The organism is Flavobacterium sp. UBA7682, from assembly GCF_002482945.1.
GTDB lineage: Bacteria > Bacteroidota > Bacteroidia > Flavobacteriales > Flavobacteriaceae > Flavobacterium.
In genome coordinates this window covers 40,069-57,628 of sequence record NZ_DLGY01000026.1, presented here as the reverse complement: position 1 = coordinate 57,628, position 17,560 = coordinate 40,069, and the positions used below count along the sequence as shown (strand labels likewise).

The window sequence follows — 17,560 nt, the reverse complement described above, 5'->3', positions numbered from 1 at the left end:
TTAAGGTTTCTCAAAAGTAAGACCATAATTGGGTACTGACATATGATTAAAGTCATAGAAAATTTACTTTTTCAGCCCTTATTTTGTGGTTACTTAAGTAAAAGGCATGGAAAATTTAAAAGAGAAGATTCTCCAACTAAAAAAGGAGAAGAACGCCGTGATTTTGGCTCATTATTACCAACAACCCGAGATACAGGAAATCGCCGATTATGTTGGAGACAGCTTAGGATTATCGCAAGAAGCCGAAAAGGTAAATGCTAATATTATCGTATTTGCCGGTGTTCATTTTATGGCTGAAACCGCCAAGCTACTTAATCCAAAGAAAAAGGTTTTATTACCCGATTTAGAAGCAGGTTGTTCTTTGGCGGAATCTTGTCCACCGGAGATTTTTAAAAAATTTATCGAAGCACATCCCAATCATATTGTAATTACATATGTAAATTGTTCGGTCGAAATTAAAGCCTTAAGTCATTTGGTTTGTACTTCTTCCAATGCGGAAAAAATTGTGAATTCAGTTCCCGAAAACATTCCTATAATCTTTGCGCCGGATAAAAACTTAGGGAACTATATCAATAAAAAAACAGGCAGAAAAATGTTGCTTTGGGATGGAAGTTGTGTTGTTCACGAGGCCTTTTCTTTAGACAAATTAATTGCATTACACAAAGAACATCCGGACGCTGCCATCATTGCACATCCGGAATCGGAAGCACATATTTTGGAAACGGCGAGTTATATCGGTTCTACCTCAGGCATGATTGCGTATGCGAAGCAAAGTCCGAAAAACAAATTCATAGTCGCCACCGAAGCCGGAATTTTATACAAAATGCAGGATGAAGTACCGAATAAAATACTAATTGCTGCGCCGTCAATAGAGGACAATACATGTGCTTGCAGTGAATGTGCCTACATGAAACTCAATACGCTTCGCAAAGTTTACGATTGTTTGCTCACAGAATCTCCGGAAATTAAAGTGCCCAAAAAAATTGCAGACAAAGCCATTATTCCTATTAAACGAATGCTTGAATTGTCCAAATAATGAAGATAACAACTGATTATCTGATATTAGGTTCGGGTATAGCCGGATTGACGGTAGCCATCAAACTGGCGGAACAATTTCCGGATCGAAAAGTGTTGGTTGTCACCAAATCCAATGAAGACGAATCGAATACTAAATATGCACAAGGTGGCATAGCCGTAGTGATTGACAGCGTAACCGATGATTTTGAAAAACACATCAACGATACGTTACTTTGCGGAGACGGTTTATGTGATCGAAACATAGTTGAAATGGTAGTAAAAGAAGGGCCAAAACGTTTAGCAGAATTAATCCAATGGGGAACACAATTCGATAAAACTGCCGACGGAACATTTGATTTAGGCAAAGAAGGCGGTCATTCCAATAATCGTGTGGTCCATTTTAAAGACCAAACCGGACTGGAGATAGAAAGAGCTATTTTGGTAAAAGCCCATCAGGGAAAAAATATCGAAATTCTTGATTTTCATTTTGCGATTGATTTAATGATGCGTGCTGATGTTTGTCACGGTGCTTATGTTTTGGACGAAAAAAGCAATGAAATTATCACGATTCGTTCTCGTTTTACCGTTTTGGCTACCGGCGGTATAGGTCAGGTTTACCAACAAACGACCAATCCGAAAGTTGCCACCGGCGATGGTATTGCGATGGCGATTCGGGCTAAAGCGATTATCAAAGATATGGAGTTCATTCAATTTCATCCTACAGCTTTGTATGCGCCCAATTCGGTTTCAACTTTCTTGATATCGGAAGCGGTTCGCGGTTTTGGAGCACATTTGAAAACCAAAAATGGTCATCGTTTTATGTTTGATTATGACGTTCGAGGCGAATTAGCTTCACGCGATATTGTCTCGAGAAGCATTGAAACCGAATTAAAAAAATCAGCGGACAATTGTGTTTACTTGGATTGTACGCATTTAGACAGAATTGAATTCCAAAAACATTTCCCAACTATTTATCAGAACTGTTTATTAGAAGGCTTTGATGTAGCAAAAGATTGGATTCCGGTGATTCCGACCCAACATTATTTGTGTGGAGGTGTTGTGGTAAATCGTCATGGGCAAACCTCAATCGAAGATTTATTGGCTTGTGGTGAATGTTCCCGAACCGGTTTACATGGTGCCAATCGATTGGCTTCCAATTCACTTTTAGAAGCGTTAGTTTATGCACATCAAATTTTCAACTATTTAAGCGAAATGGAGGTTAATCTAAAAGAAACTAAAGTTGATTTCCAAGATTTTTTTTATCGAAAAGGAAATTTGTTAGCGTCCGATTTTACCAAAATAATTAGAGAAAAGTTGCAAAATGTCATGCAACAAAATGCCGGGATTGTTCGAAATGACACCGATTTAAAAAATACTTTAAAGCAGTTGCTGGCTTGGAAAAATGAATGTCGAAAAATAGAACAAGAGCATTCTGTCACTAAAGATTTTTTGGAACTGAAAAATTGTATAGAAGTGAGTATTCCGATTGTGGCTTATTCGCTGAAACGAACCCAAAACAGAGGAAGTTTTTTTAAAGAAGGCAAAACTATAAACCTCCAATTCTAACCAAACTACCCAAAACTAACATGACAACACCAATAATGCTAATCGTCACAATTTGAACTGCTACAGGTAACAAATGTTCGGATTTGACTTTTGGAAAGACAAACAGTTGGGCATTAATCGCCATTCCGACTGAAATAAAAAGCAACAATAATTTAAGCGATACAATTTTCTCAATGCCATTGGAAAATGAAAACCATTGGGTAAACGTAACGTCATAATGATACGCCATTGCAATTCCGCTAAATAGTAAAATCACTAAAGAAGGTAAACCAACGGGTTCGAATTTATTTTTAAAATTAATTAAAATTGAAGCGTCTTTCTTTTTCAAAGCTTCGGGTAAATACCGAATAGTCAAAAATAGATGTCCACCAACCCAAACGGTTGCAGCCAATAAGTGAAAAATTAAGATAATCTGGTGTTGCATTAGCTCAACGTTTTAAACATCATGGCGGCTGAAATATTCAGTGCGCGGTTTTTGATTTCTTCGGCTTTTGGTCCTTCAAAAAGCTTGTCAACGGTTTCGGTAAATAATTTGTTCCAATGTCCAAAATGATTAGGGTTCATTGCACTTTTTTGGTGTAACTCTTTGTGTTTCGCCATCGGATTGCCTTCATAATTTCCGGTAAAGAAAAGAATATTTTCCCAAAAGTTATACATTTTGGGCAAATGGGTTTCCCAATTGACATGGGCGACATCGTTGAATAAATAGCCAATTGTATCGTCTGTTTTTACTTTTTCGTAAAAGGTGTTGACCAATTTTTCTATGTCTTTTCTATTTCTGATATCGGTTTTCATGTTACAAATCTTTTTTATTGAATTTTTTAAGCGAAATAAAAAACGGAACAATCGCCCACAGACAGAGCAGTGAGAATGAAACTGCCAAACCAACATTTGTGCCGAAGAAGTCTTTGAAAATCGCGCCGGTGTAACCCATCATAGCCGATACATCCAAGTGCATCAAAATCTGAATTCGGGCCAAGTCTATCGGACTCAAAGCGGTTATAGCTACCATTGCATTTTCAATAGGGTAATCGGCCAATTGGAACAACAAAAACAAAACAATACCGTCAAAAAGCAAGGCAAAAAACAGCCAAGTCATAATGGCAATGCCGATGCCTTTCGCTTTGTCGCGTGTGAGTATCGAACTCAAAAATGCCAAAGCCACAAAAATGACCGAAATCAAACAGCCGATAGCTATCATCATCAGTCCAACACTGTCGGGTGCATTAACCAGTAACGGAATTCCGGCACCAATACCAAATGCTAAAACCATGGAAAGTGATAAACCAAGAAACAAACTCGTCCAAATTTTGCGGCGTTTGATGGGTTGGCTCAGTAATAATTCGATGAATTCTGAACAGTTGTACAGGTAAATGGTGGAAAACAAAATGGAAACCAACGGCACGGTGAATAAAATCACGTTGAGTATGGTCAATAACCCTTTGGCAGCATTGTCTTCTAAGGCGAAAGAACTCCAAGAAAGTGCGGCCAAAATCAAAGTATAAGCCAACACGATTTTGTTCTTCAGTATGTCGAGTAAGACGATTTTAATGATTCGGTTCATGTTGGTTGTTTTTTAAGATTTTAGCAATCGCTCTGGAGATTTTATCCTCTTTAGTAGAAGCTTTTAAGTCTTCTATTTTTTGGTGGAAATGTACTTTGCCTTCTTGCATAAAAATGATTTCGGTAATCAAATCGTCTAATTCGCTGAGCAAATGCGACGTGATGAGAATTAGTTTTCCTTTTTCTTTTTCTCGGATGATTTTTTCTTTCAGAATTTCGGAAGCCAATGGATCTAAACCGGCTGTTGGTTCATCCAGAATTAACACCTCTGGATTAAAGAGAAAAGCCAAAACTGCGCTGACCTTTTGTGTAGTTCCGCCTGAAAGAGTTCGCATTTGTTTGTCGAACATTTTGTCCAATTCAAAAGCGTGAATTAAATCTTCGTCTAATGTGGTAGAAGTGTTTCGCACTTTTTTAATCATATCGATAATTTGACCGATGGTCATATTGTCGGGATAGCGTCCTATTTGCGGCATGTAGCCGATATTTTCTCGGTACAAATATTCCCCGAGGATGGATTTTCCGTTGACTATTATCGAACCGTTATCGGGTAAAACCATGCCTAAAATGGCCTTGATTAAAGTTGTTTTTCCGCAACCGTTTGGGCCGATTAGTGCAATGCATTGACCTTTTTGAAACGATAGGTTGATGTCTTGGAGTACGGCTAACTTGCCGAATTTTTTATCGATGTTTTGTATGTCAATCATAATGGAAGTGACTTCATTAATGGCTTATTGTCTATAAAATTATCAGGGGTTATGCTCGGTAAAACTTTTTCAGATTTGTCTAAAAGCGTAATCATAAAACTTCGGAATAAAATCATGGCCGATGGATTGTTTTCGGTGAGAACGGCAAACAAACTTAGCGGATGATAGGGCACATCACCAATTCCGTCTTTGTTTAAATCATAGCCTTCATATTTGTCCCAATAATTGCCGTTGAAGGTGTTGAGCACTAAACTTCCGTTGGTGCTGATGTCAAAAGTGTTGCCAATATAATTGTTGTTTACTATTTCATTTTCCATGCAACTGGCTTGGATTTTCATGCCCCAACCATTGGCTTCAAAGAGGTTTTTTTCGACTTTAACTCGGGAAGTACCTTCCATGTATATTCCTGAAGTGTTTCGTGCAAAACGATTGTTGAAAATATAACTGTCGGCAATCTCTTTGAGTAATAAACCGTAAGCAGAATCACCCCAATTTTCCTCAAAATAATTATTGAACATCTTTACGTTTTTGGTAAACATTACGGCAACTCCGGCACCGTTTCCTTTGAAAACATTGGTGATGTAAGAATCATCATTGGAAAACATAAAATGCAAACCGTAGCGAATGTTATAGTTGGCAATATTTCTCCAAATGACGGATTGGGTTACAAACTCAAAATAAATGCCGTCGCGATGACCAGAGATTCTGTTGCCTATGATTTGCAAGTGCTCACTTTTCCAGCAATGAATGCCGTTTCCAATGAGTTGTTCTTGTTTACCATAAGCTTTAACTGTATTGTTTTTGATGACACTATTTTTGCAGTTTTGCAGGTAAATACCAAAAAAATTGTTGTCAAGTATATTATTTTCTATTCTAACAAAACTTCGGTCGTAGACTTTAATCCCACATGGGTCGTCTAAAGCGGCGTGGCCTGAATTAATGATTTTGAATCCTTTTACAATGACACTATCGGCGGTAATCGAAAGGACTTCTGCTTTGTTTTGTCCATCGAGTGTCGGATAGTTTTTGCCTAAAAAAGCAATTTTTTTGGTGATGATAATATTACCTTCTTTATAAACTCCTTGGGTAACGATGATGGTGTCGCCATCGTTAGCCAATGCCAAAGCTTGTTTGATAGTTTTGACAGGATAGGTTTTCCCTACGGTAATGGTTTTGGCATTACTGATTAGGCAAAAAAAGAATAATATATAAATTAAATTTTTCATTTATTAGCGTTGTACACTTCAGACCAAGTGGTGGTTTGGGCTTCGAGTTTTTTGCCAAATTCGTTTTGTTCTTGCGCTGAACGGAAGGCAGCTATGTTACCTCTCATGGGCGAATTAATTTTTCCGCCTATGATGAAATGAGCGGTTTCGGCAGGAATGAGTGTGTTGTCTTTCAAATAATCATTGACAAAGAAAGACTGGTAAGGAACAACGGTATTAGATTTGGCGAATTGCACCATGCAAGTCAAGTCATCAAACTTGTAATACCTACCTTTTTTGGTGATTAATTCAGCTCCGAATTTACCATTTGAAATCGTCATCTTGCAGAAATCGCAAGTATCTGTATTGATTTTGATAGGCTTTGGTTCATTGGAACTGCATGAAATCAAGGTTAATAATGTGATACATGCAAAGGCTATATTTTTCATGATTTTTTGTTTTTATTAAACTTATATTCTTTTAGTACCACCAATAATAATAAAACGCCTGCTGCGGTCAGCATCCAACCACCTGTGTCGGGGATGGAGTAGGCACCGAAGTTTAGCAGTTGTTTATAACCAATAAGTGGTGGTTGATAAGCCATTCCCGGTACTCTGATAGCGGCATTTGGGTCGAGGTTGTGGCCGTACTCGTAATTCCATCGGTAGAAATCTACTGCGGCTAAGGCAATAAAAACTATGTATGAAATTAGGAAAGCCAGCACCGCTTTTCTTTTGGCTATAAAAATCAACAAGATTGAAATAAGGGCAAAAGCACTAAAGATGTAAGGCAAAACCTTAAACTCAAAAAAGTTTTCGGTGTGCAAAGTTGCCATGCCGATGTAGTGATTCAATCCGTTGATGATATCTACATCACCGCCTATTTTATTGGCGTGTAATTTGAGAACGAGTCCTTCAGGATATTGTGGTGCTTCGAGTTGGATTTGCCACATTGGAACAAATAATGCGCCCGTAAATAATAGTCCTGTTATCAAAAGCAATGTTTTGGACAAACCAGAAATTTTTAAATTTTTCATAGCATTGGAGAAAAAAAGGGAACAAATAAAATCTGTTCCCTTTGGTTAATTTTATTTGGTAGCCTTTGGTATGTTGGTTCCAACACTATAGGTGATGGGAACATTACTTCCGGCTGGAGAAACCCTAATGTATCCTGACATTTCTTGGTGTAATGCGCTACAGAAATCGGTACAATACATAGGCCATATCCCCGTTTTTTTAGGAATCCATTTCAGGGTTGCGGTCTCACCCGGCATAATCAACAACTCTCCGTTGTCGGCTCCTTTGATGGCAAATCCGTGTGGGACATCCCAGTCTTGTTCTAAGTTGGTTACGTGAAAATACACTTCGTCACCCAGTTTAATACCTTCAATATTGTCGGGTGCAAAGTGAGAACGTATTGAAGTCATCCAAACATCGACTCTGTTGCCTTTGCGAACTACTTTGGCTTCTTTTTCACCTTTGGCTACAAAAGGATGGTTGTTGTCGGCAATTTTATAGAATTTCAATTGACCGTTATTTCGAATCAAATCGGCTGGTGCGGCTTGTGCATAGTGTGGCTCACCGATGGTGGGAAAGTCTAAGATTAACTTCATCTTATCGCCACTGATGTCATAAATTTGAGCCGATTGAGCTAATTCAGGACCAGTTGGTAAATAGCGGTCTTTGGTAATTTTGTTGTAAGCGATTAAGTATTTTCCAAATGGTTTTTTACTGTCACCACCAGGGATGCACAAGTGTCCTACAGAATAGTAAGTCGGTACTCGGTCTAAAACTTTAAGTGTTTTAATATCCCATTTGACTACTTCAGAAGAGACAAAGAAAGTAGTATAAGCATTTCCTTTTCCGTCAAATTCAGTGTGTAATGGTCCTAAACCGGGTTTTTGAACTTCACCGTGTAACGCAGCTTCGTATTTTACTACCGGAATTCCACCATAGTCACCTTCGAATTGTTTGTTTTTGATGGCGCCCATCAATTTATCGAAACTGAATACCGGAATCAAAGCGGCCAATTTACCGGAACCTACGATATATTCTCCTGTTGGATCTACGTCACAACCGTGTGGTGATTTCGGGCAAGGAATCATGTAACAAATATCTTTTAAGGCAGCGGCATCTAGCACCAATACTTCATTTTTCATTACAGAGGTAGCGGTATGGGTTTTATCATCCCATTTGTTGTGAACATATTTTACCGACTGTTTTTTCCCTTTTCCGGCTTTGATGTATTCTTCAGCTTTTTTCCAATTTACAGCCATAATAAAGTCTTTATCACGTTGCGAAGCATTTACTTCTAGCAAAGTATTGGCTTGTTCAGTGTTGTAGCAAGAGAAGAAGAACCAACCATGTGATTTTCCCTTCCCTGCGTGAGAAAGGTCAAAGTTTACCCCTGGCGTTACGATTTGGAAAGCTAAGTCCATTTCGCCCTCTTTTCCCACTTTGACAAAACTGATATGACCTTTGAAGTTTTCTTTGTAAGTATTAATAGCTACATCTCCATTAACATAATCCGGTGGCACACTAAATCGAGTTCCTGCTACCACATATTCGGTGTTTTCCGTGATGAATGGAGAAGAGTGATTTCCGGCACTATTAGGTAGCTCAATGATTTCTGCAGTTTTGAATGTTTTCAAATCAATACGAGCAATACGCGGGGTATTATTGGCATTACCAAAAACCCAACGACCATCAACTTCACCATTAGTTTGTGACATTTCGGTATGGTGTAAATCGTCCCAAGGCACAAATCCGTTGGAAGTATTTAACATTGGTTTGGTTTCTTCGCTGTATCCCCAACCTTTTTCAGGGTCAACGGAGAACACCGGAATTACTCTGAACAATCTTCCACTTGGAAGGCCATAGACACTCAGCTGTCCGCTAAAGCCACCGGAAACGAAGTTATAAAATTCATCATATTTCCCGGGCGCTACGTAGGCTTTTTGAGCAGCATCACCACTCACAGCATCTCCCGAGTTTTTTGGCTTACAGGAAGTGAACAAAGCACTTCCCAGAGCAATTGCAAAAATTGCTTTCACAAACTTATTTTTCATTATAATTGATTTTAATAAGATTGGTCAGAACTTTCACGGGTTAACCAATCTTTGGTTTTGGTTTATTTTACACCATCATTTTTACGCATGTACTCTAAGATGTGTCTGGCATCATCATCAGTAAGGGCTTGATTTGGCATACGCACCAAACAAATTTCTAATTGCGCCTGAACTTCGGGGTCTTTGTCAATCATTGGGTCAGGATTGGTAATGAAGTTCATAATCCATTCCGGTTTTCTTCTTTCGGTTACCCCTTTCCATCCCGGACCAACTAATCTTTCATCGGTCATTTTGTGACAAGAAGTACATTTAACTCCGGCAACTTCTTCACCTTTGGTAGCCATAGCCTCATCTAATGCAGCGCCTAGTTCTACAGTTGTAAATTTACCCTCGCCTCTTTTTGGGTCATAAGTTGATGGGTCAGTAGCGGTTGTCTCAGTTGCACTTGGGTCAGCTGCCGGATTATACTCTTCTGTTTCTTTTTCCTTTTTCCCACAAGCTATTAGAAGGGAAAAGGCGAGCGGAATTAAAAATAATTTTTTCATGATAGGTATATTAAAATTTCTTAAACAAATTTCGACATTAAACAACTGTTAATTTTATGATTACAGTCATAGTTGGGAAGAAACTTTTTTTGATGATTTTATAAGGGAGTTATTAAAGATAAGAGTGAAAAAAAAGCGAATTTGCACTCAGAAAGTATAGAAACAAGTTGACTTTTTAAAAATATTCTACATAAATACTATCTTTACTTTTCAAATCACTATCATGCTTACCCAAGACATTAAAATACTTCATATCGATAGCAATCACCCCTTATTATGGGAACAATTGGAACAAGCAGGTTTTCAAAATGAAGCCGATTTTTCCTCTTCTAAAGCTGAAATTGAAGCCAAAATTCATCACTATCATGGCGTTGTCATTCGCAGTCGATTTAAAATTGACAAGGCTTTTTTAGACAAAGCCACTAATCTCAAATTCATAGCTAGAGTTGGGGCCGGATTAGAAAGCATTGATTGTGATTATGCAATTTCTAAAAACATTAATTTGATAGCAGCTCCGGAAGGCAATCGAAATGCGGTTGGCGAACATGCTTTGGGAATGCTTTTATCTGTAATGAACAAACTCAATCGCGCGGATAAATTAGTGCGCGAAGGCAAATGGATACGCGAAGGCAATCGTGGGTATGAACTTGAAGGCAAAACTGTTGGACTCATCGGTTATGGCAATATGGGAAAATCATTTGCGAAAAAACTAAGAGGTTTTGATGTAGAAGTGCTATGTTATGATATTCTTCTCAATGTAGGAGATGTCTATGCCAGGCAAGTTTCCCTTTCTGAATTGCAAGCCCAAGCCGATGTTTTGAGTTTGCACATTCCATGGACGCCGGAAACCGATAAAATCGTTAATGCCAATTTCATTAATGCTTTTGCGAAGCCTTTATGGTTTATCAATACTTCACGAGGTAAAAATGTAGTGACCGATGATTTGGTTGCGGCTTTAGCATCAGGCAAAATTTTGGGTGCCGGATTGGATGTGTTAGAATACGAAAAGTTGTCGTTTGAAAATCTTTTCATCGATAGTGAAAAGCCTAAAGCTTTTGAGTATTTATTACAAGCAGAAAATGTTTTATTAACCCCACATATCGCCGGTTGGACCTTTGAAAGCCATGAGAAATTGGCGCAAACTATCGTGGATAAAATTATTCAATTACGAATTACGAATTAAAAATTACGACTCGTTTTTGAAGAAAAGAAAATAATAAACTAATCCCTTTTGATTATGAATAAAGCTAGTTATTACTTGGTGTTGATTGTTGGAATTCTAACTTTCATTCAATTTTTCCCTCATGCGTTTATGGGAATGCCGGCCGTTTTAGAGCACATCAAAAAAGGAGAAATTCAGCCTGTTGCCGCACAAGGGATGCAAATGATTTGGCTGTATTCTTCGATTATGATGTTGCTTTCCAGTATTTGGTTGTTCTTTTTGGCAAAGCCAATAAAAGACGGCAAACACGTGGCAAGATTGCAAGTATTGTACATGAGCATCGGCTTTTTAGCCTTTGGACTGGGCTGTAGTTATATAGCGCAGGAAGTTTTTAACCCTTTGTTTTTCTTTACGGTGGAAGGGATTTTACTTTTATTAGCAGTCACTATTTTTTATAAAAGAGAAGCAAATGAGTAAGGATGATTTTAAAAGAGTAACGGGTTTGGGTGGGTTTTTCTTTAAAAGTGAGAATCCAAACGAAATCAAAGATTGGTATAAAAATCATCTCGGCATACCAACTGACCAGTACGGCTGGACGTTTTGGTGGAAAGACAAAGACGGGAATGATTGTTCAACGCAATGGTCGCCTTTTGAGGCCAAGACTAACTATTTCAATCCCAGCGAAAAACCATTCATGATGAACTTTCGTGTACATGATTTAGAGGCTTTGCTGAAAATTTTAAAAGAAGAAGGTGTAACAATTGTAGGCGAAATGGAGACTTATGATTATGGAAAATTCGGCTGGATATTAGATCCTGAAGGCAACAAGATTGAGCTTTGGGAACCTATCGATACCGCCTTTTTATAATAGTTTTTCTAGGGATAGTATTATTTTATAAGAATTTTATATATTAGACCCATCAATTAACATAACCAACAAAACAATATTATGGAAGCACAGAAAGTGGACATGTTTATGATGATGAACGCAAAGTATTTTGAAAGCCATCATTTGAACGCTGTTAGAGAAAAATTATTAAGCCTTGACGAATCAAAATGGGGTTTAGTGCAAACACTTCAGTTTAAAGAGCCAACTACGTCATTAATTGTATCGCTTTTAGGCGGACAATTAGGCATTGACCGTTTTATGATTGGTGATACCGGAATGGGAGTGGCCAAGCTTTTAACGTGTGGAGGTTTGGGAATTTGGGCGATTGTAGACTGGTTTTTAATCATGGGTGCTACTCGTGAGAAAAACATGGAAGCTTTCCAAAATACATTCTATTAATAAATGACCCGGAATAAGTTATATTCTTTGTTGCTTATAGCTTGTTTAGCGGGATTTATTTATCTTTTTTACTCCATTCAAAAGGAACAACAAGAAACAGTTGGAGTGTGTATCATTAAAAATGTGACCGGTTATGCTTGTCCGTCTTGTGGTACCACTCGAGCTGTAACTTTGCTTTTGGAAGGTAAAATAACAGAATCTTTAGTACTCAATCCCTTTGGAATAATTGTTGCATTTATCATGACAGTTTTACCAGTTTGGGTATTCACCGATATTGTTTTAAAAAAAGAAACTTTTTTTTCAGCATACAAAAAAACAGAAGTTATTATCAGAAAACCATGGATTGCCATTGTTTTAATGCTGTTAGTATTGCTCAATTGGATTTGGAATTTATATAAAAATCTATGATACAAGAAACCACTTTTGCCTATAAACCGGGCGAACACGAATGCGAAAAATCATCGAATAGTTACTTGATGTCTTTAGTAGCTTTAATCGCCGGATTGCCTTTGCCGATAATCAACTTGTTGGCCACTTTCTTTTTCTTTTTAGCGAATAGAAAAGGTACATATTTTGTGCGTTGGCATTGTACGCAAGCCTTATTGTCACAATTAGCCTTATTGGGAATTAACAGCGCCAGCTTTTGGTGGACTGTTTCTATTTTGTTTTCCGATGAAAAAGCCAGCAATGAGTACTTTGCTTATATTTTTACCGTAATCCTATTTAACTTATTGGAGATTTTTTCAACGATTTACGCTGCAGTACAAACCCGAAAAGGGAAACATGTACAGTTTTTGTTCTTTGGCAATATTACTAACTTAATTTGTAGACCATAATGATAAAGAAAACCATTTTTCAGGGATTAATTATAGTAATGGGATTTACCGCAGTATGGTTTGGGTTTTCCCAACTCGATTTCATGAAGTTTTTTGAAGTGAGAGAAAGGACGACTAATCTTGAAAACAAATTAGGCGATATGATTTGGAGTGAGATTTCTTATACTGAAGAGATTGTCACCAATGATACCATCGTAAAAACATTAGACAGTTTGATTATTCCGTTATGCAAAGCCAATGACATCGAACGCGATTCATTGAAAGTTCACATCATAAAGAAAGATGAAATCAATGCTTTTGCGTTACCCAATAACCATTTGGTAGTCTATACGGGTTTGATTGAAGATTGTAAAAGACAAGAAGCATTACAAGGTGTTTTAGGTCATGAAATTGCTCACATCGAGAAAAACCACGTGATGAAAAAACTCTCTAAAGAATTAGGATATTCTGTTTTAATTGGAGCCAAAGGCGGAGCAGTGGCCAGAGAAATTTTAAAAACCTTAACGTCTTCAGCTTATGACAGAACTTTGGAAAAAGAAGCCGATATTACTAGTGTGGACTATATGATAAAAGCGAATATTAATCCAAAGCCCATGGCCGATTTTATGTACCAAATGGCTATGGACAGTAATGTAAACAAAGCCATGTATTGGATTTCAGATCATCCGGAATCAGAAGAACGCGCCAAGTATATTTTGGAATACATCAAAGGCAAAAAGCTTAAAAGTAAAGCCACACTTTCTGATAAAGATTGGAAAGCTTTTCAAGAACAGGTAAGATTAGAATAACAAAAAAGGCAACTCATTGAGTTGCCTTTTTTTATCACTATTTATAATTCTTCTCTTTTCGCTCCAACTCTGCTTGGAATTCTTCCATAACCGGTTTTACCGTGCTTTCGGGTAAATCGGCGATTCTTATGTACATTAATCCGTCAACCGCATTGTTGAATAATGGGTCAACATTGAAGGCTACTACGCGTGCATTCTGCTTGATGTATTTTTTAATTAATACAGGCAATCTTAAACTTCCCGGTTCTACTTCGTCAATGATTTTGTCGAATTTGTTTAAATCGGATTCTGTTTCATTGAAGACAAAATCTTTGTCGGCATCTTTTAGTTTTACCTTAAATTCTTTCTTCGGGTGAATGTATTGCGCCACATAAGGATCGTAATAATGCGACTTCATAAATTCAATCATCAGCGATTTCGAAAATTCTGTAAATTGGTTACTGATACTCACGCCGCCAATCAAATATTTATGTTCCGGATAACGCAATGTTGTGTGTACAATGCCTTTCCAAAGCAGGAATAGCGGCATTGGTTTTTGTTGGTAATCATTCACAATAAAGGCTCTTCCCATTTCGATAGATTGCTCCATCATGCCATACAATTCCGGTTCAAAACGGAACAAGTCTTGCAGATAAAATCCTTCGATGCCATATTTAGGAAATATTTCAGAACCCAATCCCATGCGATACGCGCCCGCAATTTGCTGGTGTTCATCATCCCAAAGAAACATGTGATGGTAATAATTGTCGTATTGGTCTAAGTCGATGGATTCATTGGTTCCTTCACCAACCGCTCTAAAAGTGATTTCGCGCAAACGCCCGATTTCGTGTAAAATATTTGGAATTTTATCGGCGGTTACCAAGAAAACCATGTAGTTTTTACTGTGTAACAAACGATAATCACCTTGTTTCAACACTTCAACTTCTTCTAAAATTTTGTCGTGATTGGCTGGTTTTACAATCTGTTTCGGACTCTTAGGCGTTTTTAAATTCAGGTTTAAATTTAAGTTTTGCGAACTCAATAATTTAGATTCTTCATTAAAAGAATTGGCCAACATATAAGTCTTTCGACGTAAAAATTCTGAATATTCTTCTATGGTTTTGTGTTCGTTTTGTTCGGCTACTGAAATCGGTTTTCCGATACGAACTTTAATCACACGGTCTTTTTGGGTCAATAATTCTGAAGGCAATTTAGCTGTTCTGAGCGTCGGATTTATTTTAGACAAGAAGTAAAAGAAGCGACTGTTCTTTGCATGAAAATAGATCGGAACTACCGGAACTTGAGCTTTTCTGATTACTTTAATCGCGCCTTCTTCCCAATCTTTATCAACCACCAATTGTCCGTCTTTATAAGTCGAAACTTCTCCGGCAGGAAACATACCTAGTGGTTTTCCATCACTCAAATGACGTAAAGTTTCCTTAATTCCAATCACACTAGATTTAGCATCTTTGTGATTTTCAAAAGGATTGACCGGCATGATATAAGGTTTCATTGGTTCGATACGATGCAAAAGGAAATTGGCGATGATTTTAAAATTCGGTTCTCTTTCGAGCATTAATTTCAATAACAAAATACCATCAATGCCACCAAGCGGATGATTGGAAATCGTAATGTAAGCACCGTCTTTAGGCAATCTTTTTAAGTCATCTTCCGGAATTTCGAACTTGATTTGGAACTCGTCCAAAATAGCATTCAAAAATTCCACTTCGCTCAAATGTTTGTTTCGGTCGTAGATTTTGTTTAAGGTTGAAATCTTCAAAGCTTTCATTAGTAGCCAGCCACAAAAAGTGCCGAAAACCCCATATTTATCAGCGTTTATTGCTTTTGCAACTTCTTTAGCAGTAACTAAACCCATGTATACCTTTCGTTTTTGAGTAAGAAACAAAGATAGTAATTCTGCTGAAATAGCTTCGAGAAAAAACAGAAAACAGCCGTTAAACTTTAATTTTTTATTATGCTTTTTGGGTTTCAAATGTTTGTGTTTTTAGCTACTTTTGACCCAAGGCCTTTTTGCCGAATTGAATGAAGTTAAAAACTAATGTAAAGCTTAATGAGAATTATTTCTTATAACGTAAACGGCATTCGTGCAGCTATTTCAAAAGGATTTTTGAACTGGTTGCAACAAGCCAATCCCGACATCATTTGTCTGCAAGAAATAAAAGCAACACCGGAACAAATTCCGTTAATAGATTTTGAAATTTCAGGATATCCTTATCACTACTGGTTTCCTGCGACTAAAAAAGGCTATAGCGGTGTGGCCATTTTATCTAAAATAAAACCGAATAATGTCGTTTTCGGCACCGGAATAGCGCACATGGATTTTGAAGGTAGAAACCTTCGTGTTGATTTTGATGATTTTTCGGTGATGAGTTTGTATTTGCCTTCCGGAACCAATTTCGAAAGATTGGATCACAAATTCATGTACATGGATGACTTCCAAAATTATGTAGACGAATTAAAAAAGGAGATTCCGAATTTGATTATTTGTGGCGATTACAATATTTGTCACGAAGCGATTGATATTCATGACCCAATTCGCAACAAAACCGTTTCCGGATTTTTACCGGAAGAACGTGCTTGGTTAGACAAATTTATGAAAAGTGGATTTATAGACACCTTCAGATTTTTCAATAAAGAACCTAATCATTACAGTTGGTGGAGCTATCGTGCCAATGCTAGAGCCAATAACAAAGGATGGAGAATTGATTATTGTTTGGCTAGCGAGCCGATGAGAAATAGGTTGAAAAGAGCTGTGATTTTGCCCGAAGCCAAGCATTCAGACCATTGTCCGGTTTTAGTAGAAATTGATTAAGAATAAAGAAAACAGACTTAAAAATAGTAGCATGATAAAAAAAATAGTTTTAGGAGTAGCCGCATTGACTTTGATGTCTTCCTGTGTTTCCAAAAAAATCTACAATGATTTAGAGAACAAATACACCGATTTAAAGAAAGAGAATCGTTCATTAGCGGATGAAGTAGATGAATTGCACAAAGCAAATGCGGAGTTTGATTCGGTAAACAAATCGTTGACCGCAGAGTTGACAAAGCTCAAAGCCGATAGAGATAAATTGCAAGCAGATTGTACAGCGACTGCTAATAATTTAAAGACTTTGCAAGAATCTTATTCAGCGTTGGAGAAAAACAGTAATGATGCTTTGGAAACCAATATGAGCAAAAACCGTGAATTGTTAGCGCAATTGGAAGCCAAAGAAAAAGCGCTGGCTGCCGAGCAAGACCGTTTGAATAAATTGAGAGACGAATTGGCTTCCAGCACGCAACGCTTAAACGAATTGGAAAGCATGATTGCCGCTAAAGACGCCAGTATGAGAAAACTAAAGGAAACTTTGTCGAAAGCCTTGAATGCTTTTGAAGGTAAAGGTTTGACGGTGGAACAGAAAAACGGAAAGGTTTATGTTTCGATGGAAAACAAATTGTTGTTCCAAACCGGAAGTTGGGCTGTAGGTTCAGAAGGTAGAAGAGCAGTAGTTGAAGTGGGTAAAGTATTGGCACAAAATCCTGATATCACCGTGTTGATTGAAGGTCATACCGATAATGATAAAATCCTTGGAAGCATTGGTGGCGGAATCGAAAGCAATTGGGATTTATCGACTAAAAGAGCTACAGCGATAGTGAATATTTTAGGTGAAAATACCGGAATTCAGAAGAAGAATTTAACTGCTGCCGGTCGTGGTGAATATGCACCGATTATGACAAATGATTCACCGGAAGGTAAAGCCAAAAACAGAAGAATAGAAATTATTTTGACACCAAAATTGGATGAGATTTCCAAAATGTTGAATGAGTTTTAAAATAAAG

The 17,560-nt window shown here is 37.6% G+C and carries 21 protein-coding genes; 11 read left to right on the top strand and 10 right to left on the bottom strand.

All coding sequences use genetic code 11. The features are described from left to right. Positions 1 to 106 precede the first annotated feature (106 nt). Together nadA and nadB are read left to right on the top strand one after the other, a co-directional pair. Positions 107 to 1,036, top strand: a complete 930-nt coding sequence (gene nadA, locus B3C16_RS06545) for a quinolinate synthase NadA (RefSeq protein WP_121312355.1) — start codon at positions 107 to 109, stop codon at positions 1,034 to 1,036. Beyond that, the gene (nadB, locus tag B3C16_RS06540; protein WP_291130061.1) at positions 1,036 to 2,583 is read left to right on the top strand and encodes an L-aspartate oxidase; all 1,548 of its coding nucleotides are present in this window, start codon (positions 1,036 to 1,038) and stop codon (positions 2,581 to 2,583) included. The genes nadA and nadB overlap by 1 nt, the downstream gene beginning before the upstream one ends. Here nadB and B3C16_RS06535 read toward each other — a convergent pair. The 9 genes from B3C16_RS06535 to B3C16_RS06495 all read right to left on the bottom strand — a co-directional run bounded on the left by B3C16_RS06535 (position 2,564) and on the right by B3C16_RS06495 (position 9,670). Continuing rightward, entirely contained in the window at positions 2,564 to 3,007 is a 444-nt protein-coding gene (locus tag B3C16_RS06535) for a copper resistance protein CopD (protein ID WP_291130058.1), read from the bottom strand. The two genes, nadB and B3C16_RS06535, sit on opposite strands and share 20 nt — an antisense overlap. Continuing rightward, positions 3,007 to 3,378: a group III truncated hemoglobin gene (locus B3C16_RS06530; RefSeq protein ID WP_291130055.1), complete on the bottom strand. Its 372-nt coding sequence runs from the start codon at positions 3,376 to 3,378 to the stop codon at positions 3,007 to 3,009. Before B3C16_RS06530 ends, B3C16_RS06535 begins: the two co-directional genes overlap by 1 nt. A 1-nt stretch (position 3,379) precedes the next feature. After that, on the bottom strand, positions 3,380 to 4,147 hold the full coding sequence (locus tag B3C16_RS06525) for an ABC transporter permease subunit (protein WP_121312359.1): 768 nt from the start codon (positions 4,145 to 4,147) through the stop codon (positions 3,380 to 3,382). Then, entirely contained in the window at positions 4,131 to 4,853 is a 723-nt protein-coding gene (locus tag B3C16_RS06520; protein ID WP_121312360.1) for an ABC transporter ATP-binding protein, read from the bottom strand. Before B3C16_RS06520 ends, B3C16_RS06525 begins: the two co-directional genes overlap by 17 nt. Next, positions 4,850 to 6,079, bottom strand: coding sequence for a nitrous oxide reductase family maturation protein NosD (locus tag B3C16_RS06515; protein WP_291130049.1), 1,230 nt, complete (start codon positions 6,077 to 6,079; stop codon positions 4,850 to 4,852). The genes B3C16_RS06520 and B3C16_RS06515 overlap by 4 nt, the downstream gene beginning before the upstream one ends. Next, complete coding sequence (locus tag B3C16_RS06510; RefSeq protein WP_121312362.1) at positions 6,076 to 6,507, bottom strand: nitrous oxide reductase accessory protein NosL; 432 nt, start codon at positions 6,505 to 6,507, stop codon at positions 6,076 to 6,078. The genes B3C16_RS06515 and B3C16_RS06510 overlap by 4 nt, the downstream gene beginning before the upstream one ends. Then, positions 6,504 to 7,094: a hypothetical protein gene (locus tag B3C16_RS06505; protein ID WP_291130045.1), complete on the bottom strand. Its 591-nt coding sequence runs from the start codon at positions 7,092 to 7,094 to the stop codon at positions 6,504 to 6,506. Before B3C16_RS06505 ends, B3C16_RS06510 begins: the two co-directional genes overlap by 4 nt. 51 nt (positions 7,095 to 7,145) lie before the next feature. Then, the gene (gene nosZ / locus B3C16_RS06500; protein WP_291130042.1) at positions 7,146 to 9,125 is read right to left on the bottom strand and encodes a Sec-dependent nitrous-oxide reductase; all 1,980 of its coding nucleotides are present in this window, start codon (positions 9,123 to 9,125) and stop codon (positions 7,146 to 7,148) included. A 62-nt stretch (positions 9,126 to 9,187) separates the two neighbouring features. Further along, positions 9,188 to 9,670, bottom strand: a complete 483-nt coding sequence (locus B3C16_RS06495) for a c-type cytochrome (RefSeq protein WP_291130039.1) — start codon at positions 9,668 to 9,670, stop codon at positions 9,188 to 9,190. A 223-nt stretch (positions 9,671 to 9,893) separates the two neighbouring features. Here B3C16_RS06495 and B3C16_RS06490 point away from each other — a divergent pair, with 223 nt between their 5' ends. The 7 genes from B3C16_RS06490 to B3C16_RS06460 all read left to right on the top strand — a co-directional run bounded on the left by B3C16_RS06490 (position 9,894) and on the right by B3C16_RS06460 (position 13,744). Further along, entirely contained in the window at positions 9,894 to 10,853 is a 960-nt protein-coding gene (locus B3C16_RS06490) for a 2-hydroxyacid dehydrogenase (RefSeq protein ID WP_291130036.1), read from the top strand. Positions 10,854 to 10,907: 54 nt separating this feature from the next. Beyond that, on the top strand, positions 10,908 to 11,309 hold the full coding sequence (locus B3C16_RS06485; protein WP_121312367.1) for a hypothetical protein: 402 nt from the start codon (positions 10,908 to 10,910) through the stop codon (positions 11,307 to 11,309). Further along, positions 11,302 to 11,700, top strand: a complete 399-nt coding sequence (locus B3C16_RS06480; RefSeq protein ID WP_291130033.1) for a VOC family protein — start codon at positions 11,302 to 11,304, stop codon at positions 11,698 to 11,700. The genes B3C16_RS06485 and B3C16_RS06480 overlap by 8 nt, the downstream gene beginning before the upstream one ends. An 81-nt stretch (positions 11,701 to 11,781) precedes the next feature. Next, the gene (locus B3C16_RS06475; protein WP_121312368.1) at positions 11,782 to 12,120 is read left to right on the top strand and encodes a TM2 domain-containing protein; all 339 of its coding nucleotides are present in this window, start codon (positions 11,782 to 11,784) and stop codon (positions 12,118 to 12,120) included. Between the two features lie 3 nt (positions 12,121 to 12,123). Next, positions 12,124 to 12,528, top strand: a complete 405-nt coding sequence (locus B3C16_RS06470; protein ID WP_291130027.1) for a DUF2752 domain-containing protein — start codon at positions 12,124 to 12,126, stop codon at positions 12,526 to 12,528. Beyond that, complete coding sequence (locus tag B3C16_RS06465) at positions 12,525 to 12,956, top strand: DUF4870 domain-containing protein (RefSeq protein WP_121312370.1); 432 nt, start codon at positions 12,525 to 12,527, stop codon at positions 12,954 to 12,956. Before B3C16_RS06470 ends, B3C16_RS06465 begins: the two co-directional genes overlap by 4 nt. Beyond that, positions 12,956 to 13,744 (top strand): M48 family metallopeptidase, encoded by a 789-nt coding sequence (locus tag B3C16_RS06460; protein ID WP_291130023.1) that lies wholly within the window; start codon positions 12,956 to 12,958, stop codon positions 13,742 to 13,744. The genes B3C16_RS06465 and B3C16_RS06460 overlap by 1 nt, the downstream gene beginning before the upstream one ends. Positions 13,745 to 13,781: 37 nt before the next feature. On the opposite strand, the gene B3C16_RS06455 is transcribed toward B3C16_RS06460, so the two are convergent. Next, complete coding sequence (locus B3C16_RS06455) at positions 13,782 to 15,599, bottom strand: GNAT family N-acyltransferase (protein WP_121312372.1); 1,818 nt, start codon at positions 15,597 to 15,599, stop codon at positions 13,782 to 13,784. 195 nt (positions 15,600 to 15,794) lie between these two features. On the opposite strand from B3C16_RS06455, the gene B3C16_RS06450 reads away from it, so the two are divergent. Both B3C16_RS06450 and B3C16_RS06445 read left to right on the top strand, forming a co-directional pair. Next, positions 15,795 to 16,556 carry an exodeoxyribonuclease III gene (locus tag B3C16_RS06450; protein ID WP_291130018.1) on the top strand — a complete coding sequence of 254 codons (762 nt, stop codon included), beginning with the start codon at positions 15,795 to 15,797 and terminating at the stop codon, positions 16,554 to 16,556. Positions 16,557 to 16,587: 31 nt separating this feature from the next. Further along, positions 16,588 to 17,553 carry an OmpA/MotB family protein gene (locus B3C16_RS06445; RefSeq protein WP_121314966.1) on the top strand — a complete coding sequence of 322 codons (966 nt, stop codon included), beginning with the start codon at positions 16,588 to 16,590 and terminating at the stop codon, positions 17,551 to 17,553. The last annotated feature ends 7 nt before the right edge of the window (positions 17,554 to 17,560 follow it).

Coding starts and splice junctions, on each gene's coding strand:
- nadA (WP_121312355.1), top strand. CDS start 107: ATGGAAAATTTAAAAGAGAAGATTCTCCAACTAAAAAAGGAGAAGAAC.
- nadB (WP_291130061.1), top strand. CDS start 1,036: ATGAAGATAACAACTGATTATCTGATATTAGGTTCGGGTATAGCCGGA.
- B3C16_RS06535 (WP_291130058.1), bottom strand. CDS start 3,007: ATGCAACACCAGATTATCTTAATTTTTCACTTATTGGCTGCAACCGTT.
- B3C16_RS06530 (WP_291130055.1), bottom strand. CDS start 3,378: ATGAAAACCGATATCAGAAATAGAAAAGACATAGAAAAATTGGTCAAC.
- B3C16_RS06525 (WP_121312359.1), bottom strand. CDS start 4,147: ATGAACCGAATCATTAAAATCGTCTTACTCGACATACTGAAGAACAAA.
- B3C16_RS06520 (WP_121312360.1), bottom strand. CDS start 4,853: ATGATTGACATACAAAACATCGATAAAAAATTCGGCAAGTTAGCCGTA.
- B3C16_RS06515 (WP_291130049.1), bottom strand. CDS start 6,079: ATGAAAAATTTAATTTATATATTATTCTTTTTTTGCCTAATCAGTAAT.
- B3C16_RS06510 (WP_121312362.1), bottom strand. CDS start 6,507: ATGAAAAATATAGCCTTTGCATGTATCACATTATTAACCTTGATTTCA.
- B3C16_RS06505 (WP_291130045.1), bottom strand. CDS start 7,094: ATGAAAAATTTAAAAATTTCTGGTTTGTCCAAAACATTGCTTTTGATA.
- nosZ (WP_291130042.1), bottom strand. CDS start 9,125: ATGAAAAATAAGTTTGTGAAAGCAATTTTTGCAATTGCTCTGGGAAGT.
- B3C16_RS06495 (WP_291130039.1), bottom strand. CDS start 9,670: ATGAAAAAATTATTTTTAATTCCGCTCGCCTTTTCCCTTCTAATAGCT.
- B3C16_RS06490 (WP_291130036.1), top strand. CDS start 9,894: ATGCTTACCCAAGACATTAAAATACTTCATATCGATAGCAATCACCCC.
- B3C16_RS06485 (WP_121312367.1), top strand. CDS start 10,908: ATGAATAAAGCTAGTTATTACTTGGTGTTGATTGTTGGAATTCTAACT.
- B3C16_RS06480 (WP_291130033.1), top strand. CDS start 11,302: ATGAGTAAGGATGATTTTAAAAGAGTAACGGGTTTGGGTGGGTTTTTC.
- B3C16_RS06475 (WP_121312368.1), top strand. CDS start 11,782: ATGGAAGCACAGAAAGTGGACATGTTTATGATGATGAACGCAAAGTAT.
- B3C16_RS06470 (WP_291130027.1), top strand. CDS start 12,124: ATGACCCGGAATAAGTTATATTCTTTGTTGCTTATAGCTTGTTTAGCG.
- B3C16_RS06465 (WP_121312370.1), top strand. CDS start 12,525: ATGATACAAGAAACCACTTTTGCCTATAAACCGGGCGAACACGAATGC.
- B3C16_RS06460 (WP_291130023.1), top strand. CDS start 12,956: ATGATAAAGAAAACCATTTTTCAGGGATTAATTATAGTAATGGGATTT.
- B3C16_RS06455 (WP_121312372.1), bottom strand. CDS start 15,599: ATGGGTTTAGTTACTGCTAAAGAAGTTGCAAAAGCAATAAACGCTGAT.
- B3C16_RS06450 (WP_291130018.1), top strand. CDS start 15,795: ATGAGAATTATTTCTTATAACGTAAACGGCATTCGTGCAGCTATTTCA.
- B3C16_RS06445 (WP_121314966.1), top strand. CDS start 16,588: ATGATAAAAAAAATAGTTTTAGGAGTAGCCGCATTGACTTTGATGTCT.